Annotated in this window: 17 protein-coding genes and 1 riboswitch; of the genes, 2 read left to right on the forward strand and 15 right to left on the reverse strand. The window is 28.2% G+C overall.

Going from position 1 to position 21,358, the window contains the following annotated elements:
- Positions 1 to 30: 30 nt before the first annotated feature.
- The 6 genes from KGF39_RS15885 to KGF39_RS15910 form a co-directional block, all read right to left on the reverse strand.
- Complete coding sequence (locus KGF39_RS15885) at positions 31 to 708, reverse strand: response regulator transcription factor (RefSeq protein WP_227823038.1); 678 nt, start codon at positions 706 to 708, stop codon at positions 31 to 33.
- 1,505 nt (positions 709 to 2,213) lie between these two features.
- Positions 2,214 to 2,297: riboswitch (cyclic di-GMP riboswitch) on the reverse strand.
- 234 nt (positions 2,298 to 2,531) lie between these two features.
- Positions 2,532 to 3,365, reverse strand: a complete 834-nt coding sequence (locus KGF39_RS15890; RefSeq protein ID WP_227823039.1) for a phosphate ABC transporter substrate-binding protein — start codon at positions 3,363 to 3,365, stop codon at positions 2,532 to 2,534.
- A 257-nt stretch (positions 3,366 to 3,622) separates the two neighbouring features.
- Positions 3,623 to 5,407 carry an oligoendopeptidase F gene (gene pepF, locus KGF39_RS15895; protein ID WP_107595167.1) on the reverse strand — a complete coding sequence of 595 codons (1,785 nt, stop codon included), beginning with the start codon at positions 5,405 to 5,407 and terminating at the stop codon, positions 3,623 to 3,625.
- A 65-nt stretch (positions 5,408 to 5,472) separates the two neighbouring features.
- Positions 5,473 to 6,138 (reverse strand): MgtC/SapB family protein, encoded by a 666-nt coding sequence (locus tag KGF39_RS15900; RefSeq protein ID WP_227823040.1) that lies wholly within the window; start codon positions 6,136 to 6,138, stop codon positions 5,473 to 5,475.
- Between the two features lie 149 nt (positions 6,139 to 6,287).
- The gene (locus KGF39_RS15905) at positions 6,288 to 6,449 is read right to left on the reverse strand and encodes an aspartyl-phosphate phosphatase Spo0E family protein (RefSeq protein WP_009891746.1); all 162 of its coding nucleotides are present in this window, start codon (positions 6,447 to 6,449) and stop codon (positions 6,288 to 6,290) included.
- Positions 6,450 to 6,526: 77 nt separating this feature from the next.
- Positions 6,527 to 7,036: a Gx transporter family protein gene (locus KGF39_RS15910; protein ID WP_227823041.1), complete on the reverse strand. Its 510-nt coding sequence runs from the start codon at positions 7,034 to 7,036 to the stop codon at positions 6,527 to 6,529.
- 206 nt (positions 7,037 to 7,242) lie between these two features.
- Between KGF39_RS15910 and KGF39_RS15915 the strand changes: the two genes are divergently transcribed.
- Together KGF39_RS15915 and feoB are read left to right on the forward strand one after the other, a co-directional pair.
- Entirely contained in the window at positions 7,243 to 7,461 is a 219-nt protein-coding gene (locus KGF39_RS15915; protein WP_054275181.1) for a FeoA family protein, read from the forward strand.
- A 17-nt stretch (positions 7,462 to 7,478) separates the two neighbouring features.
- Positions 7,479 to 9,419: a ferrous iron transport protein B gene (gene feoB / locus KGF39_RS15920; protein ID WP_227823042.1), complete on the forward strand. Its 1,941-nt coding sequence runs from the start codon at positions 7,479 to 7,481 to the stop codon at positions 9,417 to 9,419.
- A 75-nt stretch (positions 9,420 to 9,494) separates the two neighbouring features.
- On the opposite strand, the gene KGF39_RS15925 is transcribed toward feoB, so the two are convergent.
- The 9 genes from KGF39_RS15925 to KGF39_RS15965 all read right to left on the reverse strand — a co-directional run bounded on the left by KGF39_RS15925 (position 9,495) and on the right by KGF39_RS15965 (position 21,025).
- The gene (locus KGF39_RS15925) at positions 9,495 to 10,550 is read right to left on the reverse strand and encodes an SIS domain-containing protein (protein ID WP_227823043.1); all 1,056 of its coding nucleotides are present in this window, start codon (positions 10,548 to 10,550) and stop codon (positions 9,495 to 9,497) included.
- 48 nt (positions 10,551 to 10,598) lie between these two features.
- Positions 10,599 to 11,399: a PTS system mannose/fructose/sorbose family transporter subunit IID gene (locus tag KGF39_RS15930; protein WP_227823044.1), complete on the reverse strand. Its 801-nt coding sequence runs from the start codon at positions 11,397 to 11,399 to the stop codon at positions 10,599 to 10,601.
- A complete protein-coding gene (locus KGF39_RS15935; protein WP_227823045.1) occupies positions 11,392 to 12,183 on the reverse strand; it encodes a PTS sugar transporter subunit IIC in 792 nt (263 codons plus the stop codon). The genes KGF39_RS15930 and KGF39_RS15935 overlap by 8 nt, the downstream gene beginning before the upstream one ends.
- A gap of 39 nt (positions 12,184 to 12,222) precedes the next feature.
- Positions 12,223 to 12,645, reverse strand: coding sequence for a PTS mannose transporter subunit IIA (locus KGF39_RS15940; protein WP_227823046.1), 423 nt, complete (start codon positions 12,643 to 12,645; stop codon positions 12,223 to 12,225).
- A gap of 15 nt (positions 12,646 to 12,660) precedes the next feature.
- Positions 12,661 to 13,140 carry a PTS sugar transporter subunit IIB gene (locus tag KGF39_RS15945; protein WP_227823047.1) on the reverse strand — a complete coding sequence of 160 codons (480 nt, stop codon included), beginning with the start codon at positions 13,138 to 13,140 and terminating at the stop codon, positions 12,661 to 12,663.
- Between the two features lie 120 nt (positions 13,141 to 13,260).
- On the reverse strand, positions 13,261 to 16,011 hold the full coding sequence (locus KGF39_RS15950) for a sigma 54-interacting transcriptional regulator (protein WP_227823048.1): 2,751 nt from the start codon (positions 16,009 to 16,011) through the stop codon (positions 13,261 to 13,263).
- Positions 16,012 to 16,615: 604 nt separating this feature from the next.
- Positions 16,616 to 17,419: a pyrroline-5-carboxylate reductase gene (proC, locus tag KGF39_RS15955; protein ID WP_227823049.1), complete on the reverse strand. Its 804-nt coding sequence runs from the start codon at positions 17,417 to 17,419 to the stop codon at positions 16,616 to 16,618.
- Between the two features lie 323 nt (positions 17,420 to 17,742).
- Positions 17,743 to 20,112, reverse strand: a complete 2,370-nt coding sequence (gene hypD / locus KGF39_RS15960) for a trans-4-hydroxy-L-proline dehydratase (protein ID WP_227823050.1) — start codon at positions 20,110 to 20,112, stop codon at positions 17,743 to 17,745.
- A 4-nt stretch (positions 20,113 to 20,116) separates the two neighbouring features.
- Positions 20,117 to 21,025, reverse strand: a complete 909-nt coding sequence (locus KGF39_RS15965; RefSeq protein WP_107595173.1) for a trans-4-hydroxy-L-proline dehydratase activase — start codon at positions 21,023 to 21,025, stop codon at positions 20,117 to 20,119.
- Positions 21,026 to 21,358: the final 333 nt, after the last annotated feature.

A 21,358-nucleotide genomic window follows, 5' to 3' on the forward strand; every position in this document is an offset into this window, starting at 1 on the left:
TTCCTGATATATCATTTTCATAATTTCTAATTACCTATTAAAATAATACCCAGCTCCTCTTATTGTTATAATCTTTTGAGGATTCTTATAATCTTTCTCTATCTTCTTTCTTAATCCGTTCACTGCAACTACCACACTATAGTTATCCTCTAAGTATTCATTCATCCATACATGTTCATATATCTCTTTAATAGTTAATGTCTTTTCAGGATTCTCTATAAAAAAGTTTAACAACTTATTTTCTGTTGGAGTCAATTTTATTATTTTATCTTCTAACTTTATTACTCCACTAGTTCTATTATATTCCTCTAACTTTGTATTATTTTCATTATTATTTACATATGAATTCATTCTTCTTAAAATAGCTTTTACTTTTGCATATAGTATTTCTAAGTTTAGAGACTTTATTAAGTAATCATCTCCACCAGAATTTAAAGCATTTAAAATGCTTTGGTCTTCATTTATGTAAGTCATATACACAATTGGACATGTAGTTACATTTCTAATTTTTTTACAAAGAGTCCATCCATCACCATCAGTTAGAATTATTTCTAAAAATATTAAATCATATTTGTTACTAAATACTTTACCAATAGCTTCTTCACAATTATATGCTAAATCTATACTTATTCCTTTTTCCTCCAGAAATCTTTTTAGTTTCTGGCAATTATCTTTGTCTCCATCTATTATCAATATCTTAGTTTGCATTATAATCACTCCTAAATATCATTATTCTTTTATATTAATAAGCTATTATTATAAAAAACATAGACTTAATTTTATTGTAAAAACAGTTCCTTTTCTTACTCTAAATCTACAAAGATTTCTCCATAATGTTCTCTTATAATGTATTTGACCATATATAATCTTAACCCTTAATCTTTTTGTTTATTACTATATCTTTCTATAAATAATCAATCAAATATCTTTGGTATATTTTCTGAGGGTATTCCTTTCCATTATCATAAATTTCAATAATTACAAATCCATTTTCTTTATCTATTGACAAAATTATATTTTCATCAACTGGAATAAAGCTTAAAAGATATGTTTCTCTCTTTATCTACATGAACATTCCCAAACTTATATTAAATCTATGAATTCCTGTATATCTGAAACAGGTTTCTTTAAATCATGTGCTACATCTGCCCAAAACTTTTTACGTTCATTATTCATTACTTCAACTTCATACTAAAGATTTTTTGTGAGCTTTTCATTTTTCTTTTATTATTATTCTATTCCTATTTATCATCATAATAAAGAGGATACATGTATATCTAATAGATTTCTTTACCCACATTTCCTAATGAATCTATACTGTATGTTGGTCTCCAATATTAGGTATTCTCCAGATTTGATTATATAATAATCTCCTCCAGCTAAGAATCCAAAAACTCTTTCTTCTTCATGCTCATAATTAGATAAAAATATTAGAAGTATGTTAACCTTTTCTTTTATACAATAGTAAATTTTTATATCCATCTATGTCTGGCAATACAATATCCAGGATTACACAATCTAAAACTATACTTTCTATTATCTTCATAGCATCTTCCGACGTATATACATTAAGACCTCTATTTTAAAAATAAATTTGATTTATTTTTAAAATGTAAACATCATCAATTCCAACCAGTAAGTTGTACATTACACCACTCCATTCAAAAATATTTTAATCATAGTCTCAAGTTTTAATCATTATAAATTATAATGTTTTATTTTTTATATAATTAGTATTATTATTTTATAATATCTTTACAAGCTACACTATAATCCTTAAGTATTTTCGAATAATTATTTAATATTGTCTTAAATATTAATATTTATTATTAAATACTAATCAAAGTCTCCGATTGTTGGAAATGGAGCTTAAGGTAGTTTTATATCATAAATCTATTATTTTTCTAGAAACTTGTTCATTACCCAGTTTGAGTATTGATTTATATGGTTATAATATAAAATAAATTGTATTATTTTGGTAAATATTTTGTTGCAAAAGGTTTACATTCTGTATCCTAATATTTATAAAAGCATTATTTTATTATTATAATTGTATTATATTTTTAAAAAAATTTCCTTTTTTCAACAAAGGGCTACTTTAAAAAGTTATATTCCATCTATCATTAGAAATCCAACTACCAATATGATAATTTTCAAATTTTACAATTTTTTTGTTAATTTTAAAACAAAAAAAGACTATGCAATATAAAAATTATATTCATAGCCGGTTGCACCACTAACTCCATATACCTCTAGATGCCCAATAATAAGATATACTTCTCAGTTTCTAAAATATTTTTATTAAAAATCTTTAATATGTTTTGGTAAATTTCTTTTTTATTCTAACATTGTAATATTATTTTGTCAATATTTCCATATTTTTTAGATATAATGTACTAAAATATTTATTATCTCTAAAAATATTTATACTTATATCACCAATAATAGACAATACCCTGCAAGTTATAGCAACATTTTTATGAGCTTATCTTGCAGGGTACTATATATTTATCTTATATTAAATATTCATCTTACTTATTAACTTTGATAAATCCTTTTTCTGAAACAAGTGCTTGTCCTTCATCACTCAATATATAATCTATTAAAGCTTTTCCTTTTTCTGATAAATTGTCTTCCTTATTAACTAATATAAATGGTCTTGATATTGGATATTTATTATCTATTACATTTGTATCAGTTGGTTCAACATCATTCACTTTTAAACTATTCACTTTCTCATCAACATATCCAAATGATATATATCCTATAGCATTTTCATTTCCTTCAACTGTAGTTTTTATATTTCCTGAACCATCACTTATTTGTGCATCTTTACTTAATTCTTCTGATTCAAATCCTACAATTTCTTGGAATCCATCTCTAGTTCCTGAACCTTCTTCTCTTGATACTATTACTATTGGTGCATCATTTCCTCCTACTTCTTTCCAGTTAGTTATCTTTCCTGTATATATACCTTTAATTTGGTCCATTGTTAGATTTTTTACTGGGTTAGCAGTATTAGTTATCAATGCTATACCATCTATTGCTATCTTAGTTTCCTTTAATCCAGCACTTTTTTCTTCATCTTTTAAATCTCTTGAACTCATTCCTATTTCAGATGTTCCTTCTATAGCATTTTTTATACCTCCAGAAGAACCAATTTGTTGTACTTCTACGCTAACACCTTCATTTTTCTCCTGAAACTTTTCTCCAATAGTTTCCATAAGGGGACCTATTGAAGTCGAACCTGAAACAGAAACTTTACTTGAATCTCCTGAACCTCCTGAGTTAGAACCACATCCTACTGCTAAAGCTCCAACTAACATTGTACTAGCTAAAAGAACTCCTATTTTCTTTTTAAACATTTTACTTACCCCCGCTTATATTTTAATTTTTTGATTGTCATATTCTCTATATTTTAATAATACATATTTTTTGTTAAGTGAATATTAGAGCGAGGTTAAGTAAGTGTAAATATTGTTAAATACATGTAAAAATTTAATTTTATATGGTATATTCTCAATTGAATTAATTTTTTAAAGCTATTTTAATATTATATGAATATAATACACTATCTAGTATTATTATAAATTTTTAATGACACTATTAATTTATCGTATTTCTATAACTCTTTTTCTAGTCTATTAACTAAACTACCAAATACATTTAGAGCTTCCTCTATAGATTCTTTTTTCGCCATATCTACACCAGCAGATTTTAATTGTTCTAAAGGATACTCTGACCCTCCACTTTTTAAGAAGTTTATATATCTATCTACAGCAGTACTGCCTTCTGAAAGTATCTGTTGACTTAAAGCACTTGCAGCTGAAAATCCTGTAGCATATTTATACACATAGAAATTTGAATAAAAATGAGGAATTCTAGCCCATTCTATTCCTATTTGTTTATCTACTATTGCAGATTTTCCATAATACTTTTCATTTAATTTATAGTATATGTCAGTAAATTCATCAGCAGTAAGTGGCTCTCCATTCTCTACCTTTGCATGTACAATTTTTTCAAACTCAGCAAACATAGTTTGTCTATGAACTGTAGTTCTAAATTGTTCTAAATAATAATTTAATAGGTATATAGTTTCATCTTTAGACTTAGAATTTTCTAATAAATAATTTATAAGAAGTAATTCATTCAATGTAGATGCAACTTCTGCAACGAATATCTTATAATCTGAATATAAAAACGGTTGACTAGTTCTTGAATAATGACTATGGACAGAGTGACCTAATTCATGAATTAAAGTAAATAAAGAATTAAGGTCATTTTTATAACTCATTAATATATAAGGATGCGAATCATAACTTCCCCAAGAATAAGCGCCTCCTTTTTTTCCTTCATTATCATATACATCAATCCAACCTTCATCAAAAGCACTTTTTACAACTTTCAAATACTCTTCTCCTAAAGGCTTAAGTGCATCTAATATAATATTCTGCGCTTTATCATATGGTATATCCATGTCAAACTTATCTGTTAAAGGAACATATAAATCATACATGTGTATTTCATTTAACCCTAAAAATTTCTTTTTAAGTTCAACATATTTATTTAAAATAGGAAGACTTTCATCTATAGCTGATATAAGATTATTGTAGACATCCAAACTTACATCATCTGAAAATAAAGATGCTTCTATTGCTGAATTATACTTTCTAGTTTTTGCGTAAAATATTTCTGATTTTATTCCACCATAAAGTGTTGATGCAAATGTATTTTTATATTTCTCATAAGTCGAAAATTCACCTTCAAAAGCGTCTTTTCTAACTCTACTATTTTTACTTTTTATAAATAAAGAGTAATTTGAATGAGAAAGCTTAACCTTATTACCCTCTTCATCTTCTATTTCAGGAAATTCCATATCTGCATATGCTAACATATCGTATACATTTTCTGGAACTGTTGATAATTCTGATGTAGCTGCAAGTATTTCTTCTTCTCTCTCACTCAAAGTATGTGGTTTATCTCTTAATATATCCTTTATATATTTTGTATAAAAAGATAACTTCTCATCTTTTAAATATTCATTTAACTTATTTTCTTCTATAGCCAGTATTTCTGGAACTATATAAGAGGTAGCCACACCCAAATCAGTAGATAGCATTTCTGTCTTAGTAGCTCTTCCTTGATTATCATTGATTCTAGTATCTTCATGTTGTTTCATATGAGTATATACATATAGATTTTGAACAATTCTAGATGCATTTTCAGAGATATTTAATACTTTATATAAATTCTCCTTACTCTCAGAAAGTTTCCCTTTATATTCTTTTACTTCTTGGATAAGATTTTTTACTTTGCTTATGTCTTTTTCTATTTCATCTTTACTGGAATACATCTTATCTATCTTCCACTTATATTTTTCTTCTATTGTACTTCTATCAGTTCCCATATCATACACCTCTATTTTAATTTGTTTTATATTTTATTCACTTTACAAAATATATTGTATATATTTTAGTCCAAATAATCTACATTTATTACTCCTTCTATCATATTTATTTCTTTCATAACATCATGTAAATGGATTCTCTTACCATAAGATACAAAAAAATTGACCTTCCAGTATTCCTCATTACGACATTCTATTTCCATGTTTCTTACAATAAGTTGATTTTTTTCAAATTTATCATATAAAAAAGGTATAGAATCCAAATTGCTTAATTTTAATATTAATACATTTTTTTCTTGGCTAAATAAAAATGTATTGATTATCCTAAGCACAAATAATGCTATCATTACAAATAATCCACCTAAAATCGATAATTCATAATAACCATAACCCACTGCTATACCAATACATGCAGTTGCCCACATCCCAGCAGCTGTAGTAAGTCCTTTTACTCCACCTTTATTTTTTAAAATTGCTCCTGCACCTAAAAAACCAATTCCAGATAACACTTGAGCAGGCATTCTTGCTGGGTCAGCATTTGTATACAAATTATAATCAAAAAATAACTGAATCGAAGTTATTGAAACAATACAAGAACCTGTTGCAATTAATATATGTGTCCTAAATCCTGCAAACTGCCTTATTTTTTCTCTCTCTAGACCTATTATTCCTCCTATTATTAGTGCTAATAGTAACCTTATTGCTATCTCCTTACTTCCTATATCAATCATAATATAAAACCTCCTGACTTAATCACAACTTATGTCCTACAGATAATTTACACATCAGAAATATTATTTTATATCTTAATATTATTATTAATATATGTAAAATATAGCCATCTGTTAATTTTTGATACAAAAAAACCCACAATTGTGGGCTATTTGCTTAGGTACATGTATTTATTTATTAATATATCTATTTTCTTGCTCGATTCTACTAACTCTTCTTGAAATATTTCTGGATATTCTATGTATGTATTTATCTCTTCCCTAACTGCTTCAATCTCATTTTTTAACGCTTCTAATTCATTGTTCGCCATAATAATCACCACTATTACAAATTTGTATATTTTTATATACATTTTATCAAACAATATTATATTTTGTCAATATTATGTCAATAAAACTTACTATAAAAATGTTTTAATTTAGGTATTGTATACCTGGATACTAAACCTACAAACATACCAGTTACTAATGATGCCATTAACATAAATGGTAAGTATCCTATAGCAAGTATATTTTCTATGATTAAACTTGCAACTATTAATTGACCTATATTATGCCCTATTGCACCTATAATGCTTATCCCTATTATTGATAATCCTTTTATTTTACTTGATAAATACATAAATAAAAGACTTAGATAAGCTCCTCCTATACTAAATAATAGATATGATAAAGGGCCTGCGAATATTGATGACAAAATTACCCTGATAGTAACAATTATAACAGTATCTTTGACACCTAACAACATCAATGAAATTAAAGTTATAATATTACTCAAACCCAATTTCGCCCCTGGAAATATAACTATAAGAGGATTTGGTATATATGTCTCTAATACATATAAGGCTAAACTATACCCTATCATAAGACCTAAAAATGTCATTTTTCTAGTTTTCATTAAGTTAACTCCTCCAAATTTTATCTATCATATTACATTATAATACAAAATATATAAAAACACCTAATTTAGACTAAAATATTTTTTAATCTGTTTAGAATAAATATTAGTTATTTCAACGCACAATTGCCTCTATAATTCTTGACTTTTTGCATCATACTTGTTACAATTTTAATGATAATGAATTTCATTAGGAGGTGTTAATAATGACTGTTTACGATTTGAAAATAGGAGAAAAAGGACTTATTAATAGTATAGATGGAAACATTAAATTATCTAAAAGATTACTTGCACTTGGATGTATAAATAGTACTGAAATAGAAGTTAAAAAGGTTGCTCCATTTGGAGACCCAATTATAATTAGATTTAGAGGTTTTGACCTTGCCATTAGAAAATCTGATGCTAAAAATATTTCTTTACAATAATAGAGGAGGAGCTACCTGTGATTAATGTAGCATTATTAGGAAACCCAAATGTCGGTAAAACTACTGTTTTCAACCTACTTACAGGTTCAAATCAATATGTAGGTAACTGGCCTGGTGTTACTATAGAAAAAAAAGAAGGATTTCTTGGGAAAGAAATAAAAGTTGTAGATTTACCTGGTATATATGCAATGGATACTTTCTCAAACGAAGAAAAGGTTTCTAAATCATATTTAGAAAATGAAGATGTCGATGTAATAGTAAATGTAGTTGATGCCTCTAATTTATCAAGAAACCTTTACCTAACAACTCAACTTATGCAATTTAACAAACCTATAGTTATACTGCTTAATATGTTAGACATTGCAGAATCTAAGGGAGTTAATATAGATGCTAAAAAACTAGGCGAAGAACTTGGAGTAATTGTTGTTCCAATTATAGCAAAAAAGAAAAATGGCGTTGAGAGAATAGAAGAAGAAATTAAAGGAGCTACACAAAAAGCTTTTATATATCAGAAAAACTTTGGAAGTGAAACAGAAACATATAAAAAATTAGAATCCATTTTATCAAGATGTACAAAAACTACATACATACAGAAAAAATCTATCAGTGATAAAATAGACAATATAGTTTTAAATCCTATATTAGCCTATCCGATATTTATTGGTGTATTGTTCCTCTTATTTAAATTTACCTTTGATTGGGTTGGAGGACCACTACAAGAGGGCTTTGCTGGTCTTATAGAAGCTTATATTTCTGCACCTGTTAGTGATATATTATCCAACTCTAGCCCATGGTTTAAGTCACTTATAGTTGATGGAATAATTGGAGGTGTTGGTGGTACTTTACCATTCTTCCCTTTAATATTTACATTATTCTTTGGTATATCGTTGTTTGAAGATAGTGGATATATGTCAAGAACAGCATTTTTAATGGATAAGATTATGAGAAAGGTTGGTCTATCTGGTAAAGCTTTTATACCTATAGTTATGGGTATGGGATGTTCTTCTCCAGCTATAATGGCAACTAGAACATTAGAAAGTGAAAAAGATAGAAGAGTTACAGCTCTTATTGCACCACTTATGACTTGTGGAGCAAAGCTACCTATATATGCACTATTTGTAGCTATATTCTTTCCACATAATGCTGCCTTAGTAACTACATCACTATACTTAGTTGGTATAGTTATGGCAATTGTAATTGCATTATTCTTAAATAAGACAGCATTTAAAACAGAGGCTGAACCATTTATACTAGAATTGCCAGAATATAGAATACCTACTATAAGTGCACTTATTAAAAATACATGGAATAAATCAAAAGGTTTCTTGATAAGAGTTGTTACTGTCATGTTTGCAATGTCAGTCGTAATTTGGGGACTTTCTTCATTCAATGTTTTTGGATATACAGAAGATATAAATGTAAGCTTCTTGGCTACTCTAGGGCACATTATATCTCCTATATTCAAACCTCTTGGTTTTGATGATTGGAGAACTTCAGTTGCCATTTTAAGTGGTCTTGGAGCAAAAGAAATCGTAGTGAACTCTTTAAATATACTATATGGTAATCTGACTGTTGTATTGCCAACAATATTTAATGGAGTTACTGCATATACTTTCTTGATATTTACTGCTTTATATACTCCATGTATAGCTGCACTTGCAACTATGAAAAAAGAATATGGCAATAAAATGATGTTTGCATCATTTGCATATCAGTTTATACTAGCATGGATAATGGCTTTTATAGTTAAAGGTATAGGTGGAGTACTATTTATGGGTAATTCAATAATGGAGGCTTTGATAGGTGGAATAATTATAGTCCTTGCACTTTTTATTTTATTTAATAAATTCAAGTCTACAAATAACAAAAGTGGATGTAGTGGATGTTCTGGTTGCTCTGGATGTCCAGGCTCTTGCTCAAGTGAGGAAGATAGTAATAAAAAAAGTAGTACACATTAACATGTAAATGTTTTAATTTTAAAATAAGAAGCTATCACACAAACAATTTTAAATTGCAGTGTGACAGCTTCTTTTTTACTTATTCAGCTTCTTGCTACCTAACTTCATGTGGAACTTAGTATCTTTTGGAATACTTGGGTCTATTCCTCTTAATATAGGTATTTCTCCACATATCAATTGTATAGGTACTATGAAGTTAAATGTTTGATAGTAAGGATTATCTGTAACATCTATTTTTAAGTTTTTATCGTCTTCCATGACATCTCTACCTATAGCAAATACATTTTCTGTCCAACCAGAAAGTACTTCAACCATCTTAGTTACTCTAGGCTCTTTTCCTGTATCTAGTATAAATATAGTAGAATCACTATTTATAGCATTATATATACCATGTATAAACTCTTCAAATTCATACCCAGTTACAGGTATTCTCATTGTTTCTAATAACTTTAATGCTGCTTCTAATGTATCTCCATATATTTCAGAATGACCTATTATTCTTATTTCTTTAGAATTAACTAACTTTTCTTTGTTTCTTTGAATCCATTGTTTAGATAACTTATACACTGCTTCAAATCTATCAATTGCATCTAATATCTTATTTATTTCCTCATTATACTTTTCACTAGATATTGAACCTTTTTCTCTAGCTATTTGAAGACCTAATAACATTAAGTTTAACTTTGTACAATAATATCCTTTTGTTTTAGCTCCAGATTTTTCTTCTCCACAATTTACTGTTAATATATAGTCAGAAATCTCATCTATTAGAGCATTTTTGCATCCTGCCATAGATGCTATTTTACAACCTTTGTCTTCAGCTAATTTCATAGCATTGTATGTAGAATAACTACTTCCACCTTGAGATATTCCTACTACTAAAGTATTTTCATTATCAAGCTTAAATGTATCTTCAGTTATCATAAATGGATACATTTCTACAACATCTATATCTAATAAATTCTGTAAATAAGGTTGCACTTGTATTCCTGAGTGATAGCTAGTACCTGAACCTGTTATTATAATCTTTTTTATATCTTCTCTCTTAACCTCATTAAATAAATTATCTGCGTTAGATATCATTTCTTTCATTCTAACTGGTGTTTCTAAAATATAATCTTGTATTCTCATTTTGTATGCCTTCCTTATCTATATATTCAATAAATTATAATTTAGTTTCTATAACAGACCTATAGCATGTAAAACAATTCCACCTACTATAATCACTATAGTTAATTTTGTTACACTTACCTTTCTCTTTAACATGTAATATATTACAAATGCAAAACTTAAAGGTAGCATATTCGGTATTATTTTATCTAATATATCTTGTAGAACTACTTCTGCACCATTTAAGTTGAATTTTAGAGGAGTAGTTATACTTAACATCGTTGCAACCATTCCTCCTACAACAAATAAACCAACAATTGTAGCCATAGACATTATTTTCTCCATAAGACCTTCTCTTTGTATTCTTTCAAGAGAATTTACTCCGACCTGATACCCATATTTAAGTCCAAATATTCTAAGAGCAAATGCTGGTATATTGTATAGTAGTAAGAATAATAGTGGACCAAATATATTACCTTCTTTTGCAAGTGATACTCCTACTCCAGCAGCTATAATTCTAAATGTTCCCCAAAATAGTGAATCACCAATTCCCGCAAGAGGTCCCATAAGAGCTGTTTTAACAGCACTTATTGAACTTTCATCAAATTCTGGATTATTAGCATTTTCTTCTTCCATAGCTGCTGTTATACCTAATATTGTAGGAACTACTACTGTTGTTGTATTAAAAAGCTCCAAATGTCTTTCTATTGCTTTTGCTTGATTTTCTTTATTATTATATAACTTCTTTATTGCAGGCAACATTGAATAACAGTAACCTAAGTTTTGCATTCTTTCATAATTAAATGCACCTTGAAGGGCAAATGAGCGCCAAAACATACTTCTTAATTCTTTTTTTGTTAGTTTATTCAAAGTCAATCTCTCCTTCCGTTAAAGTGCTGATTGCTAATTGAGGATTTTGATTATTTTCTTTGTTATTGATATAAAAGTTTAATACAACTGCTACACATACTCCAAATAGAGCTATAGCAGTTATATCTAAACCACCATAAGATGCTAACAGGAATCCTATAAAGAAAAATACAGACATTTTTTTTGAAAGTAACATATCCATAAGTAATGCAAATCCTACTGCTGGTAACAATGTCCCTGCAACACCCAATCCATCTAATATAACTTTAGGTATTGCATTTATTAATGTTGTAACTTTATCAGCACCAACCATAATTGCTAAAAATGTTGGAACTGATGTACTTAAAAAGAATAATACTACCGGTAACCACATCATTATGGTAACCTTCTTAAAATCAGCCTGTTTAGCATAGAAAACTGCCTTTTGAGAAAAATATAAGTTTACTATTCTAACTAAGACTCCAAGAGATTGTGCTAAGACTGCTACTGGCACTGCTACAGCTAAAGCAACTTCTGCTCCATTTCCTGATAATATAGCAAAAGCTGTACCTAATACACCACCTGTTACTACATCTGGAGGAGTAGCTGCACCTATTCCTGCAATTCCCATCCAAATTAATTCAAGTTGTGCACCAATCATAATTCCTGACTTTATATCTCCTAGAACTAATCCTACTAACATACCTGTAACTATTGGTCTGTCAAACATAGATTGACCAAATATACGTCCATCTAATATACCAAATCCAGCTATAATAGCTAACATAATAGCTTGTACTAACATAGTGAACCTCCACCTTAACTTAGTTTAAATTTACATTAATTACATCACATTCTTAATTTTATTTTGATTTTCTAATAATTCATTTACATAAACAATTCCATTTTTTGCTTCCTCTAAACCTAATTTAGCTAGTAGTTTTGTATCTTCCTCAGCTAATAAAAGAGTAGATAAAAGCATTGGTAAATTTACCCCTGTCAATAGCTCAAATTTAACCCCTTGTAAAAGTAAATTTGTACATATATTTGCTACACTTCCACCAAATACATCTGTTAATACAACAAATTCTTCACTATCTTTGTTATTTAATAATATGCTTCTAATCTCTTTCTCAGCATCATCTGCCGATTTATCCTTTGTCATACAAAAGTACTCAACATTATTTAATGAACCAATTATTAATTTACTTGTATCAACAAGCTCTCTAGACAATTCTCCATGTGTTGCAATTAAAAATTTTTTCATTTTCTTTCTCCTAAATTATTTTATTAAGTCTGATAGTTGCTTCTTTTTGTCTCTAGGCAACATTCTGAATTCTATATCAATACCTAAATCACTTATTTCTTTAAAGTTATTTATATCATTATCATCAACAGCCACTAAATCTGTAAGTTTCTTCTTTCCTTCTTCATATCTTAATCCCCCTACATTTATTTCTTTTAATACTCCTCCTGAGTTTTTAGCTACAACTAAAGCGTCTTTAGTATTTTTAACTAATACTAATACATTGCTTTTCTTTGAAGAAGCAAACTTTTCTACTATTTCTCCAGATTCCTCTACCCCCCTTATATATAAAGTTACATTACTCGGTTTAGCTAAATTTAATGACAAGACTTTCATTTGGTCATTTTTCGCTTCATCATTTGCAACTAGTATTACATTTATACCTAGTGATGTTGCCCATCCATACGCTACCTGACCATGTATTAATCTGTCATCAATTCTCATTAAAGATACCATCTTCCTCAAATCCTCCATAATATATAAAAATTTTTATTCTCTCATTTATAAAAGCAAAAAGTATGCCAAATAGCGGCATACTTTTTTAAATTTCATTCATTTATTTTATAATCTTGTATTTTACTGTGGTAGACCATAGATAATATTATAGATGTATCCTATTTCTGAAATTGGTATTTGCACACTATAACTCTTTTCTAGCACACTAAATGCATTTTTTATTAATTTAACTTCACTATGATGGTTTCTAATTAGCAAATTCATATCAGTATATTCTTCAATTTCAGCTTTTCTAACTAATCTTTCAATCATGCAACTTAAGTGAACATATAAAGCAATCTTTTTATCATTTGGAAGCTTTTTCTTTTGAATACTTTCTATAACATTGATTCCCTCTTCTATTCTCTCTATTATCTTTTTCGAATCCAAAATAGTCAGACTATCTATTACTCTAATCAATGAAAAGTTCTTTACAATAGAATCATTTATGTTCTTTATTTTTTCATTTTCTACTACTTTACTAAATATTCTAAAGACATCATCTTCTCCTTTTCCTGATATTATATCCTCTAACAGTATAAAATCCACTCCATTTACATTTGGATTGGCAGTTCCTACTATAGCTAGTACATCATACATTTCAAAAATTGGGTCTTTATCTCCCATAGAAACAAGACTATCATAATCATAAGGTATTATTTTAACATCAACTATTCCAATTAAACTTTCTGAAAGTAGATGTTGGATTTTTATAGCAGTACCTATCCCTGTAAAACAAGATGATACTATAGCATATTCTTTATTTTTTTGAGGATAATACAATTGTATATTGGGTTTAATTTCTTCATCCATAATTTCTGCAATCTCTTCAATGTTTTTACCTTGTATTAACAAATTTCCTACTTCTAGTGCAGAAATAGTGGATATTTGATCTATAAATAACATTGGGCTATTTATCTTATTCTTTAAATCTCCGTATATAAGATTAAGAGAGCCCATATCAAATAACACAATTAAACCATTTTTTATCCTATACCCGTCTAGGTATCTAGACATTTGTTTTGATACATCAGCAATGGTAGAATTTATAGGCATATCAATAGCTGTAAATACATTTTTACCTAAGATACGATTACATACATTCGCCATACTACTGGCAGTAGCATATCCATGTGCTACAATAATCGCATTAACTTGATTAAATTTCATTCTTATAATTGTTGACTTGACAAATATAATCATTATAATTGTATCTACATTATTAAGATACATATCCAATCTATTCGTTATTAATGTTGATACTTTATTTACTATAGAGTATTCTTTATAATTTTCTTTTCTTAAATATATTAGTAATTTACTTTCTAAAGCTTTATATTCATCAGATAATTGATAAGACTCCTCCTTCAAATAAAGATAAGACGAAAATGCTAACACATTATTCCCATCGTATTTTATATTGTTATTAACTTCCAAGTTTCTAAATATGTCCTGCATTATCGATATTATAAGTTCCATAAGTACGTTATTATTTTCATCATTATTTGAAAAAACTAAATTGTCCATTAATCTAATTATTAAATTAGAACTCTTTTTGCTAAATAGCTCTTTTGTTATTTCATTTTTTTCTAGTCTATCAAAGTAATCTAAACATTTTATGACACTTTGATATATTATATTTCTTTTATTTCCTCCATTTGATATCTCAAGACTAAATTGTTTAGGAGAAAATACAATGCTTTTGCTACTTTGGAATTGAAATATATCTATATTTTCTATATAAATATTTCTAGGAAGGTCTTGGAGAGTAACAAAAATATTTCCATTTCTTCTTTGATTTTTTGCATATGCTCGTCCACATGCATATTTTATTACATTTTTACATTCACCTATATTTCCCTTGAATTTTATCTTTAAAATCATATTTAATGTAATTTGAGTTATCTCTATAGGCAAACCAAGCACCTTACTCTCCTCATATATAAAATGTTCTACAATTTTCCTTTTTTCAATAGTTCCTCTTTCTTCTATATTAGGAACATAAATATTTATAGGTATTCTTCTTAAAAAAGTTTGTAAAAACTCAGATAAGCTTTCTGTTGTAGCAAATACTAATCTTACTCTAGCTCTTCTAATTACTCCATTCTCTCCAATTCTAGAAAATGTACCTGTATCCATAAATGTAAATAACTTTTCTTGACCTTCACTATTTAATCTATGTACCTCATCTAAAAATAAAACACCACCATCAGATTGCTCTATTAGTCCTGCTCTAGATTCATTTGCTCCAGTATAAGCTCCTTTCACATATCCAAACAATATACTGGATAATAACTCCAAATTATTATAATACTGTGCACAGTTTAGCACATTATATGGGGCATTTTTTTCTAATACATTACTACTTACACTATATTTATATATTATCTTAGCTAAAAAAGTTTTTCCTACTCCACTATCACCTGTCAGCATTATCGTAAGCCCACCATTTGGATAGAGTACAGCAGTTTTTATTTGCTCTATTACCTCTTTTAAGCTATTATCATGCCCTATGATACTATTAAACACAATCTCTTGCTTTAATAATTTGCACTCATTGTTAAGTTCATCTACATTTTCATAAATACTTTTTTTTGTAGGACCTATTACATCATTTATCTTATTTTTAGGTAAAAAAATAACAGGTCTACTATTTATCTTTATAAGATTATCAGACTTTACTAAGTCATTTAATAATCTACTTGATTGAGTTCTACTTAAATTAAACTTTTTTACTATATCTTCTGTTACTACTCCACTCTGTTTTTTAAGTTCATCAAAATTGTTAAATAATACACACTCATTTACAAAGCTTAAAATTTCATCCCTCATGTTCAACCTCCAATATAAATATTAATAATACTATAATAGTAGTATATCATTTGTATATTTATGAAAAAGCAAATTATATTCCTATCTTAACTCTCTTTTATTAAGTTCTAAAATCAAACTTTTTATAAGTATAAAATCTAGATTTTTTAGCCTAATCTCAAAGTACTTATCCTACTATATATTTGATATGGAACCTAAATAAGAATATAAATGTATATAAGAATATATTTATCATATCCAAAAGTAAAACACTATAGATATTTTTAAAACTTATAGTGAAGAAAACATTTGTAAATTTTATTATCTCATGAATATTATTTCAAATTTAAAAAGGCTATAGGTGAATTTATTTTTACATAAATCTACCTATAGCCTTACAATGATACTTATAAACTTTATTTTTCACAATAGTACATTTCAAACATAGTTAAAAATATATCTATTTAATTATTAACATTTAAGTAATAAATCTAACTCAATCATTAAATTCCTTCTATAACAAATTACTCTTCTTTTGCTTGTACCTCATACATTTTTTTGTAAATATTAGTAAATACTAAAAAAGTAATTCAAGAAATCATATAATAAACCTCATTTATATCTGTTATTTACTCATATCTTTAGATTTATCTATACAAGCGACAATAGATTTTATAACTGCTGCTCTAAAGCCTTCTTCTTCTAATACCTTAACTGCTTCTATAGTAGTTCCTGCTGGAGAACAAACCATATCTTTTAATTCACCTGGATGTTTTCCAGTTTCAAGAACCATCTTAGCTGACCCCATTACTGCTTGAGATGCAAATTTATAAGCTTGCTGTCTTGGCATACCAGCTAGTACTGCTGCATCTGCCATAGCTTCTATAAACATAAATACATATGCAGGAGAAGAACCACTAATACCTGTAACTGTATCCATTAAATATTCTGATACTACTTCCGCCTCACCAAAAGACTCAAACAGAGCCTTAATCATATTTAACTCTTCATCAGTTACATTACTATTTTTACAAAGAGCCGACATTCCTTCACCAACAAGAGCTGGAGTATTAGGCATTACTCTTACTATTTTTTTATCTGAACCTATAAAACTTTCAAGGCTTTCTATAGTTTTACCTGCTGCTATTGATACTATTATTTTATTTGCATCTATCAATCCTTTAAGTGGTGTTAAAGCCTTTTCACATATATTAGGTTTAAGTGCTACTATTACCACATCAGAGTTTGTAACAGCTACTTTTGAATCAGTTGTAGTATTTACTCCAAATTCTTCTTTTACTTTATCTAAAGCAACTTGACTTAAGTCTGATACAGTTATATCTTCTGCCTTTACTAATCCTGATTGTACTATACCACCTATCATTGCACTTCCCATATTTCCTGAACCAATAAATCCTAAAGTTTTCATATCAAATCTCCTTTTTTCTATTAGTTTTATTTTAAAGTAGCTAAATTGACTTTATTTTAACTGCTTAAAATTATCTTATTTTTATAAAATATAACCTTATTATAATTATAATAAATTATTTTTTGTATGTATTACTTACTAATATATGTATGAATTATTAAATATAAATTTAACGATTTTTTCATTAAACTTAATGAGCTAACTTCCTATTTAGAAAGTTAGCTCATAATTAATCTAAAATTTTTAAAATGGAATCTAACCATCTATACTCTATTATATCAGTTACGTTTTTACATAGTAAGAAGTTTTGTTTACAAACAATCCTAGAATGTTTGCTCAGTTCTTCCTATTATCTCATCTTGTAATGTTCTACTTAGATTATTGAAATGGTCACTATATCCTGCAACTCTAACTATTAAGTCTTTGTAATCTTGAGGATTCTTTTGAGCTTCTAACAGTACATTTTTATCAAATACATTGAATTGTATATGATGCCCATCCATATTAAAGTATGCTCTTACTAGATTAGCCATGTTATCTAATCCTTTTTCCCCTTGAACTACTGATGGTGCAAACCTTTGATTTAATAATGTTCCTCCAGTTTTTATGTGGTCCATCTTAGCACAAGATTTTATAACTGCTGTAGGTCCATTAGTGTCTCCACCTTTTTCAGGTGAAATTCCCTCTGAAACTGGTTTTGCACAAAGTCTACCGTTTGGACTTGCTCCCATAATTTCTCCAAAGTATATGTGACAAGTCGTTGGTAACATATCTACTCTGTATTCTCCACCACAAACAGTTGGTCTGCCAGTTACCTCATTGTAATATGCATTGAATGTCTCTTGCATTATTTCATCAGCATAATCATCATCATTTCCATATTTAGGAGTCTTATTTGAAACTAAATTAAGTATGGCTTCATATCCTTCGAAATTAGCATCAAGTGCTTTAAGCAATGTATCCATATCGAATTTTTTCTTATCAAATACATTATATTTTATTGCTGTTAGACTATCTGTTATAGTTCCTATACCAACACCTTGTATATATCTAGTGTTGTATCTTGCTCCACCTCTTTGGTAGTCCTTGCCTTTTTCTATACAATCATCAACTATTGTAGACATAAGTGGGCAAGGCATGTGTTTTGCACATATATTTTCTATTACAGCATTTCCTTCTATCTTTATGTCAATCATATAATGTAATTGTTTCTTAAATGCTTCAAATAATTCTTCATAAGATTTAAAACTTCTAGGGTCTCCAGTTTTAATGCCTATTTGCTTTTTGCTAATTGGGTCATATCCATTATTTAATGTTAATTCAAGTATTTTGGGAATATTCATATATCCAGTTAAAACATATGCTTCTTTACCAAAACATCCAGTCTCAACACATCCACTAGTTCCACCAAGTCTTGCATCTTCTATAGTTTTTCCAGCTTCCATAAGCTCTTGAACTATTGCTTCAGTATTATAAAATGCTGGTTGACCCCATCCTTTTCTTGATATTTCACAAGCTCTCTTTAAGAATTTTTGTGGAGTCTTTTTACTTATTTGAACATTTGAACTAGGTTGTATCAATTTCATTTCATCCATAACATCAAGTATTATATAACTAACCTCATTAACACCATCTTGACCATCTGGATTTATTCCACCAGTATTTATATTTGCAAAGTCTGTATATGTGCTACTTTCTTTTAATGTTATACCAACTTTTGGTGGTGCTGGCTGATTGTTAAATTTAACCCATAAACATTCAAGTAATTCTTGTGCTCTATCTCTATCTAGTATTCCATCCTCCACATCTCTTTCATAGAAAGGATTTAGATGCTGGTCAAGTCTTCCTGGAGTAAAAGCATCCCATATATTAAGTTCAGTAGTAACCCCTATATGAACAAACCAGTACATTTGTATAGCCTGATGATAAGTTTCTGGTTTGTGAGCTGGTACAACATCACAAGTTTCAGCAATTAGTAATAAATCTTTTTTCTTAGCTTCATCTGTTTCTTCTTCTGCCATTTGTCTTGCTTTCTCAGCATATCTTTTACCTAATATAACCATTGCATCACAAGCTATTGCCATAGCTTCTAAATCAGCTTTTTTATTATATGCGTCTAAATCATTTAGAAAGTCTAATTCTTTTAGCCTTGCTTCTATGTCTTTCTTTAAAGCTAAAAATCCTTTTTTATATATTGTGTCTCCACAAACTGTGTGTCCTGGAGCTCTTTGTTCCATAAACTCAGTAAACATACCTGCTTCATATGCCGCTAACCATTCAGGTGTCATAGAATTTATTATCTTATCTCTTGTTTGTCTCTTTTTCCAAAAAGGAATTATTTCTTCTTTATGTATTTTTCTAGCTTCTTCAGATACGCTAAAATTTATTATATCTCTATTGTGCATTACTTCTAAATCTTCCATTGTATGACAACAAATCTCTGGATATGTTGGTGCTCCATTAGGAGAATCTCCTTTTTCACCTACTATTAATTCTCCATCATTTATGCTAAGAGTTCTATTCTCAATATAATGCTTAAATGATAAAGCACGAAGTACAGGAATCTCTACACTTCCTTCATATTTTTTATAAGCCTCTGTCATAAGTACTGCTCTTTCAATAGATATGTGTGGTTCTGCATTAATACTTTCTTCTCTTAATTTTTTAGTTCTCTCAAAAGTTCCTCTTGACATTTTATTACCCCCCAATCTTAGTATTGAAATTACTTGCTTCAAACAGGTTTTTTATTTCTTCTAGTTTTTCTTCAGTTGGTCTTTGTAATTCTTCTCCTTCATACTTTTTATAAATTTTATCATACTTATGTTTACCAATATTATGATATGGAAGAAGACTTACTGCTTTTATATTCAAAGGCTTTAAAAACTCTATCATTTTTTTAACCTCTAAATTTTCATCATCTACATTTACTCCTACAATTAATGGTATTCTTATATTTATATTAGCTCCTAATTCACTCAAAATCTTAACATTTTTCAGTATTAAATCATTTGACTTTCCTGTAAATTTTATGTGTTTTTCTTCATCAATAAGCTTAATATCATATAAGAACAAGTCTGCACACTTCGCAACTCTTTCATAATTTTCTGACTTTGCATAACCACAGGTATCAATTGCTACATGAATTCCCTTTGACTTGCACATGTTTATTACTCCACAAATAAAATCCATGTCTTGAGCCATTACTTCTCCACCTGATAAAGTTACTCCACCGCCTGATTCTTCATAAAAAATTCTATCCTTCTCTATCTCTTTAACTAAGTCTCTTACAGAATACTCTTGACCAACAATCTCTCTTGCATTGTTTACACAATAGTCTAAACAAGTTTCACAAAACTCACACTTCTCTTGGTCTAGACATATTTTTGTTTCACCTTTATAAATTGCTTTATGAGGACATATATTTATACATGCTTCACACTTTGAGCATCTTTCTTCATTATACAAAACTTGTTTTGTATATGTTTGGCTCTCTGGATTATGACACCAAACACATTCAAGTGGACACCCTTTAAAAAAAACTGTGCTTCTTATCCCTGGTCCATCATGTATGCTACATTTTTGTAAGTTTATAACTAATGGATTCATAATTTTTCACCCCTAAATAATATCCATTCCATTTTTTCATCTTTATGTAATTCATCTTCATAGATTATATCTATGAAAAGCATTTCTACAATTACATAATACTATATTTGTTATTATTTTGTCTATATATTTTTAGTAATATTAAAAAATTTTATTTTATTATGATATTTATATTGTTTTTGTAAATTAAATTTAAATACTTATTAAATTTATTTTTATAAGTAAATATAGCAATAATCTACAAACAATATATTATTTTAGTTAATTTAGATATATATACTATAAAAATTAAATAAAAATGGGGCTGTCGCAGGAGCAAATTAAATTTGTTCT

The sequence above is a fragment of the Clostridioides sp. ZZV14-6345 genome (assembly GCF_020657775.1).
Taxonomy (GTDB): Bacteria; Bacillota; Clostridia; order Peptostreptococcales; family Peptostreptococcaceae; genus Clostridioides; species Clostridioides difficile_D.

Excerpts from the sequence above, each read along its gene's own strand:
- KGF39_RS15885 (WP_227823038.1), bottom strand. The coding sequence starts at position 708 with ATGCAAACTAAGATATTGATAATAGATGGAGACAAAGATAATTGCCAG.
- KGF39_RS15890 (WP_227823039.1), bottom strand. The coding sequence starts at position 3,365 with ATGTTTAAAAAGAAAATAGGAGTTCTTTTAGCTAGTACAATGTTAGTT.
- pepF (WP_107595167.1), bottom strand. The coding sequence starts at position 5,407 with ATGGGAACTGATAGAAGTACAATAGAAGAAAAATATAAGTGGAAGATA.
- KGF39_RS15900 (WP_227823040.1), bottom strand. The coding sequence starts at position 6,138 with ATGATTGATATAGGAAGTAAGGAGATAGCAATAAGGTTACTATTAGCA.
- KGF39_RS15905 (WP_009891746.1), bottom strand. The coding sequence starts at position 6,449 with ATGGCGAACAATGAATTAGAAGCGTTAAAAAATGAGATTGAAGCAGTT.
- KGF39_RS15910 (WP_227823041.1), bottom strand. The coding sequence starts at position 7,036 with ATGAAAACTAGAAAAATGACATTTTTAGGTCTTATGATAGGGTATAGT.
- KGF39_RS15915 (WP_054275181.1), top strand. The coding sequence starts at position 7,243 with ATGACTGTTTACGATTTGAAAATAGGAGAAAAAGGACTTATTAATAGT.
- KGF39_RS15925 (WP_227823043.1), bottom strand. The coding sequence starts at position 10,550 with ATGAGAATACAAGATTATATTTTAGAAACACCAGTTAGAATGAAAGAA.
- KGF39_RS15935 (WP_227823045.1), bottom strand. The coding sequence starts at position 12,183 with ATGTTAGTACAAGCTATTATGTTAGCTATTATAGCTGGATTTGGTATA.
- KGF39_RS15940 (WP_227823046.1), bottom strand. The coding sequence starts at position 12,645 with ATGAAAAAATTTTTAATTGCAACACATGGAGAATTGTCTAGAGAGCTT.
- KGF39_RS15945 (WP_227823047.1), bottom strand. The coding sequence starts at position 13,140 with ATGGTATCTTTAATGAGAATTGATGACAGATTAATACATGGTCAGGTA.
- KGF39_RS15950 (WP_227823048.1), bottom strand. The coding sequence starts at position 16,011 with ATGAGGGATGAAATTTTAAGCTTTGTAAATGAGTGTGTATTATTTAAC.
- proC (WP_227823049.1), bottom strand. The coding sequence starts at position 17,419 with ATGAAAACTTTAGGATTTATTGGTTCAGGAAATATGGGAAGTGCAATG.
- hypD (WP_227823050.1), bottom strand. The coding sequence starts at position 20,112 with ATGTCAAGAGGAACTTTTGAGAGAACTAAAAAATTAAGAGAAGAAAGT.
- KGF39_RS15965 (WP_107595173.1), bottom strand. The coding sequence starts at position 21,025 with ATGAATCCATTAGTTATAAACTTACAAAAATGTAGCATACATGATGGA.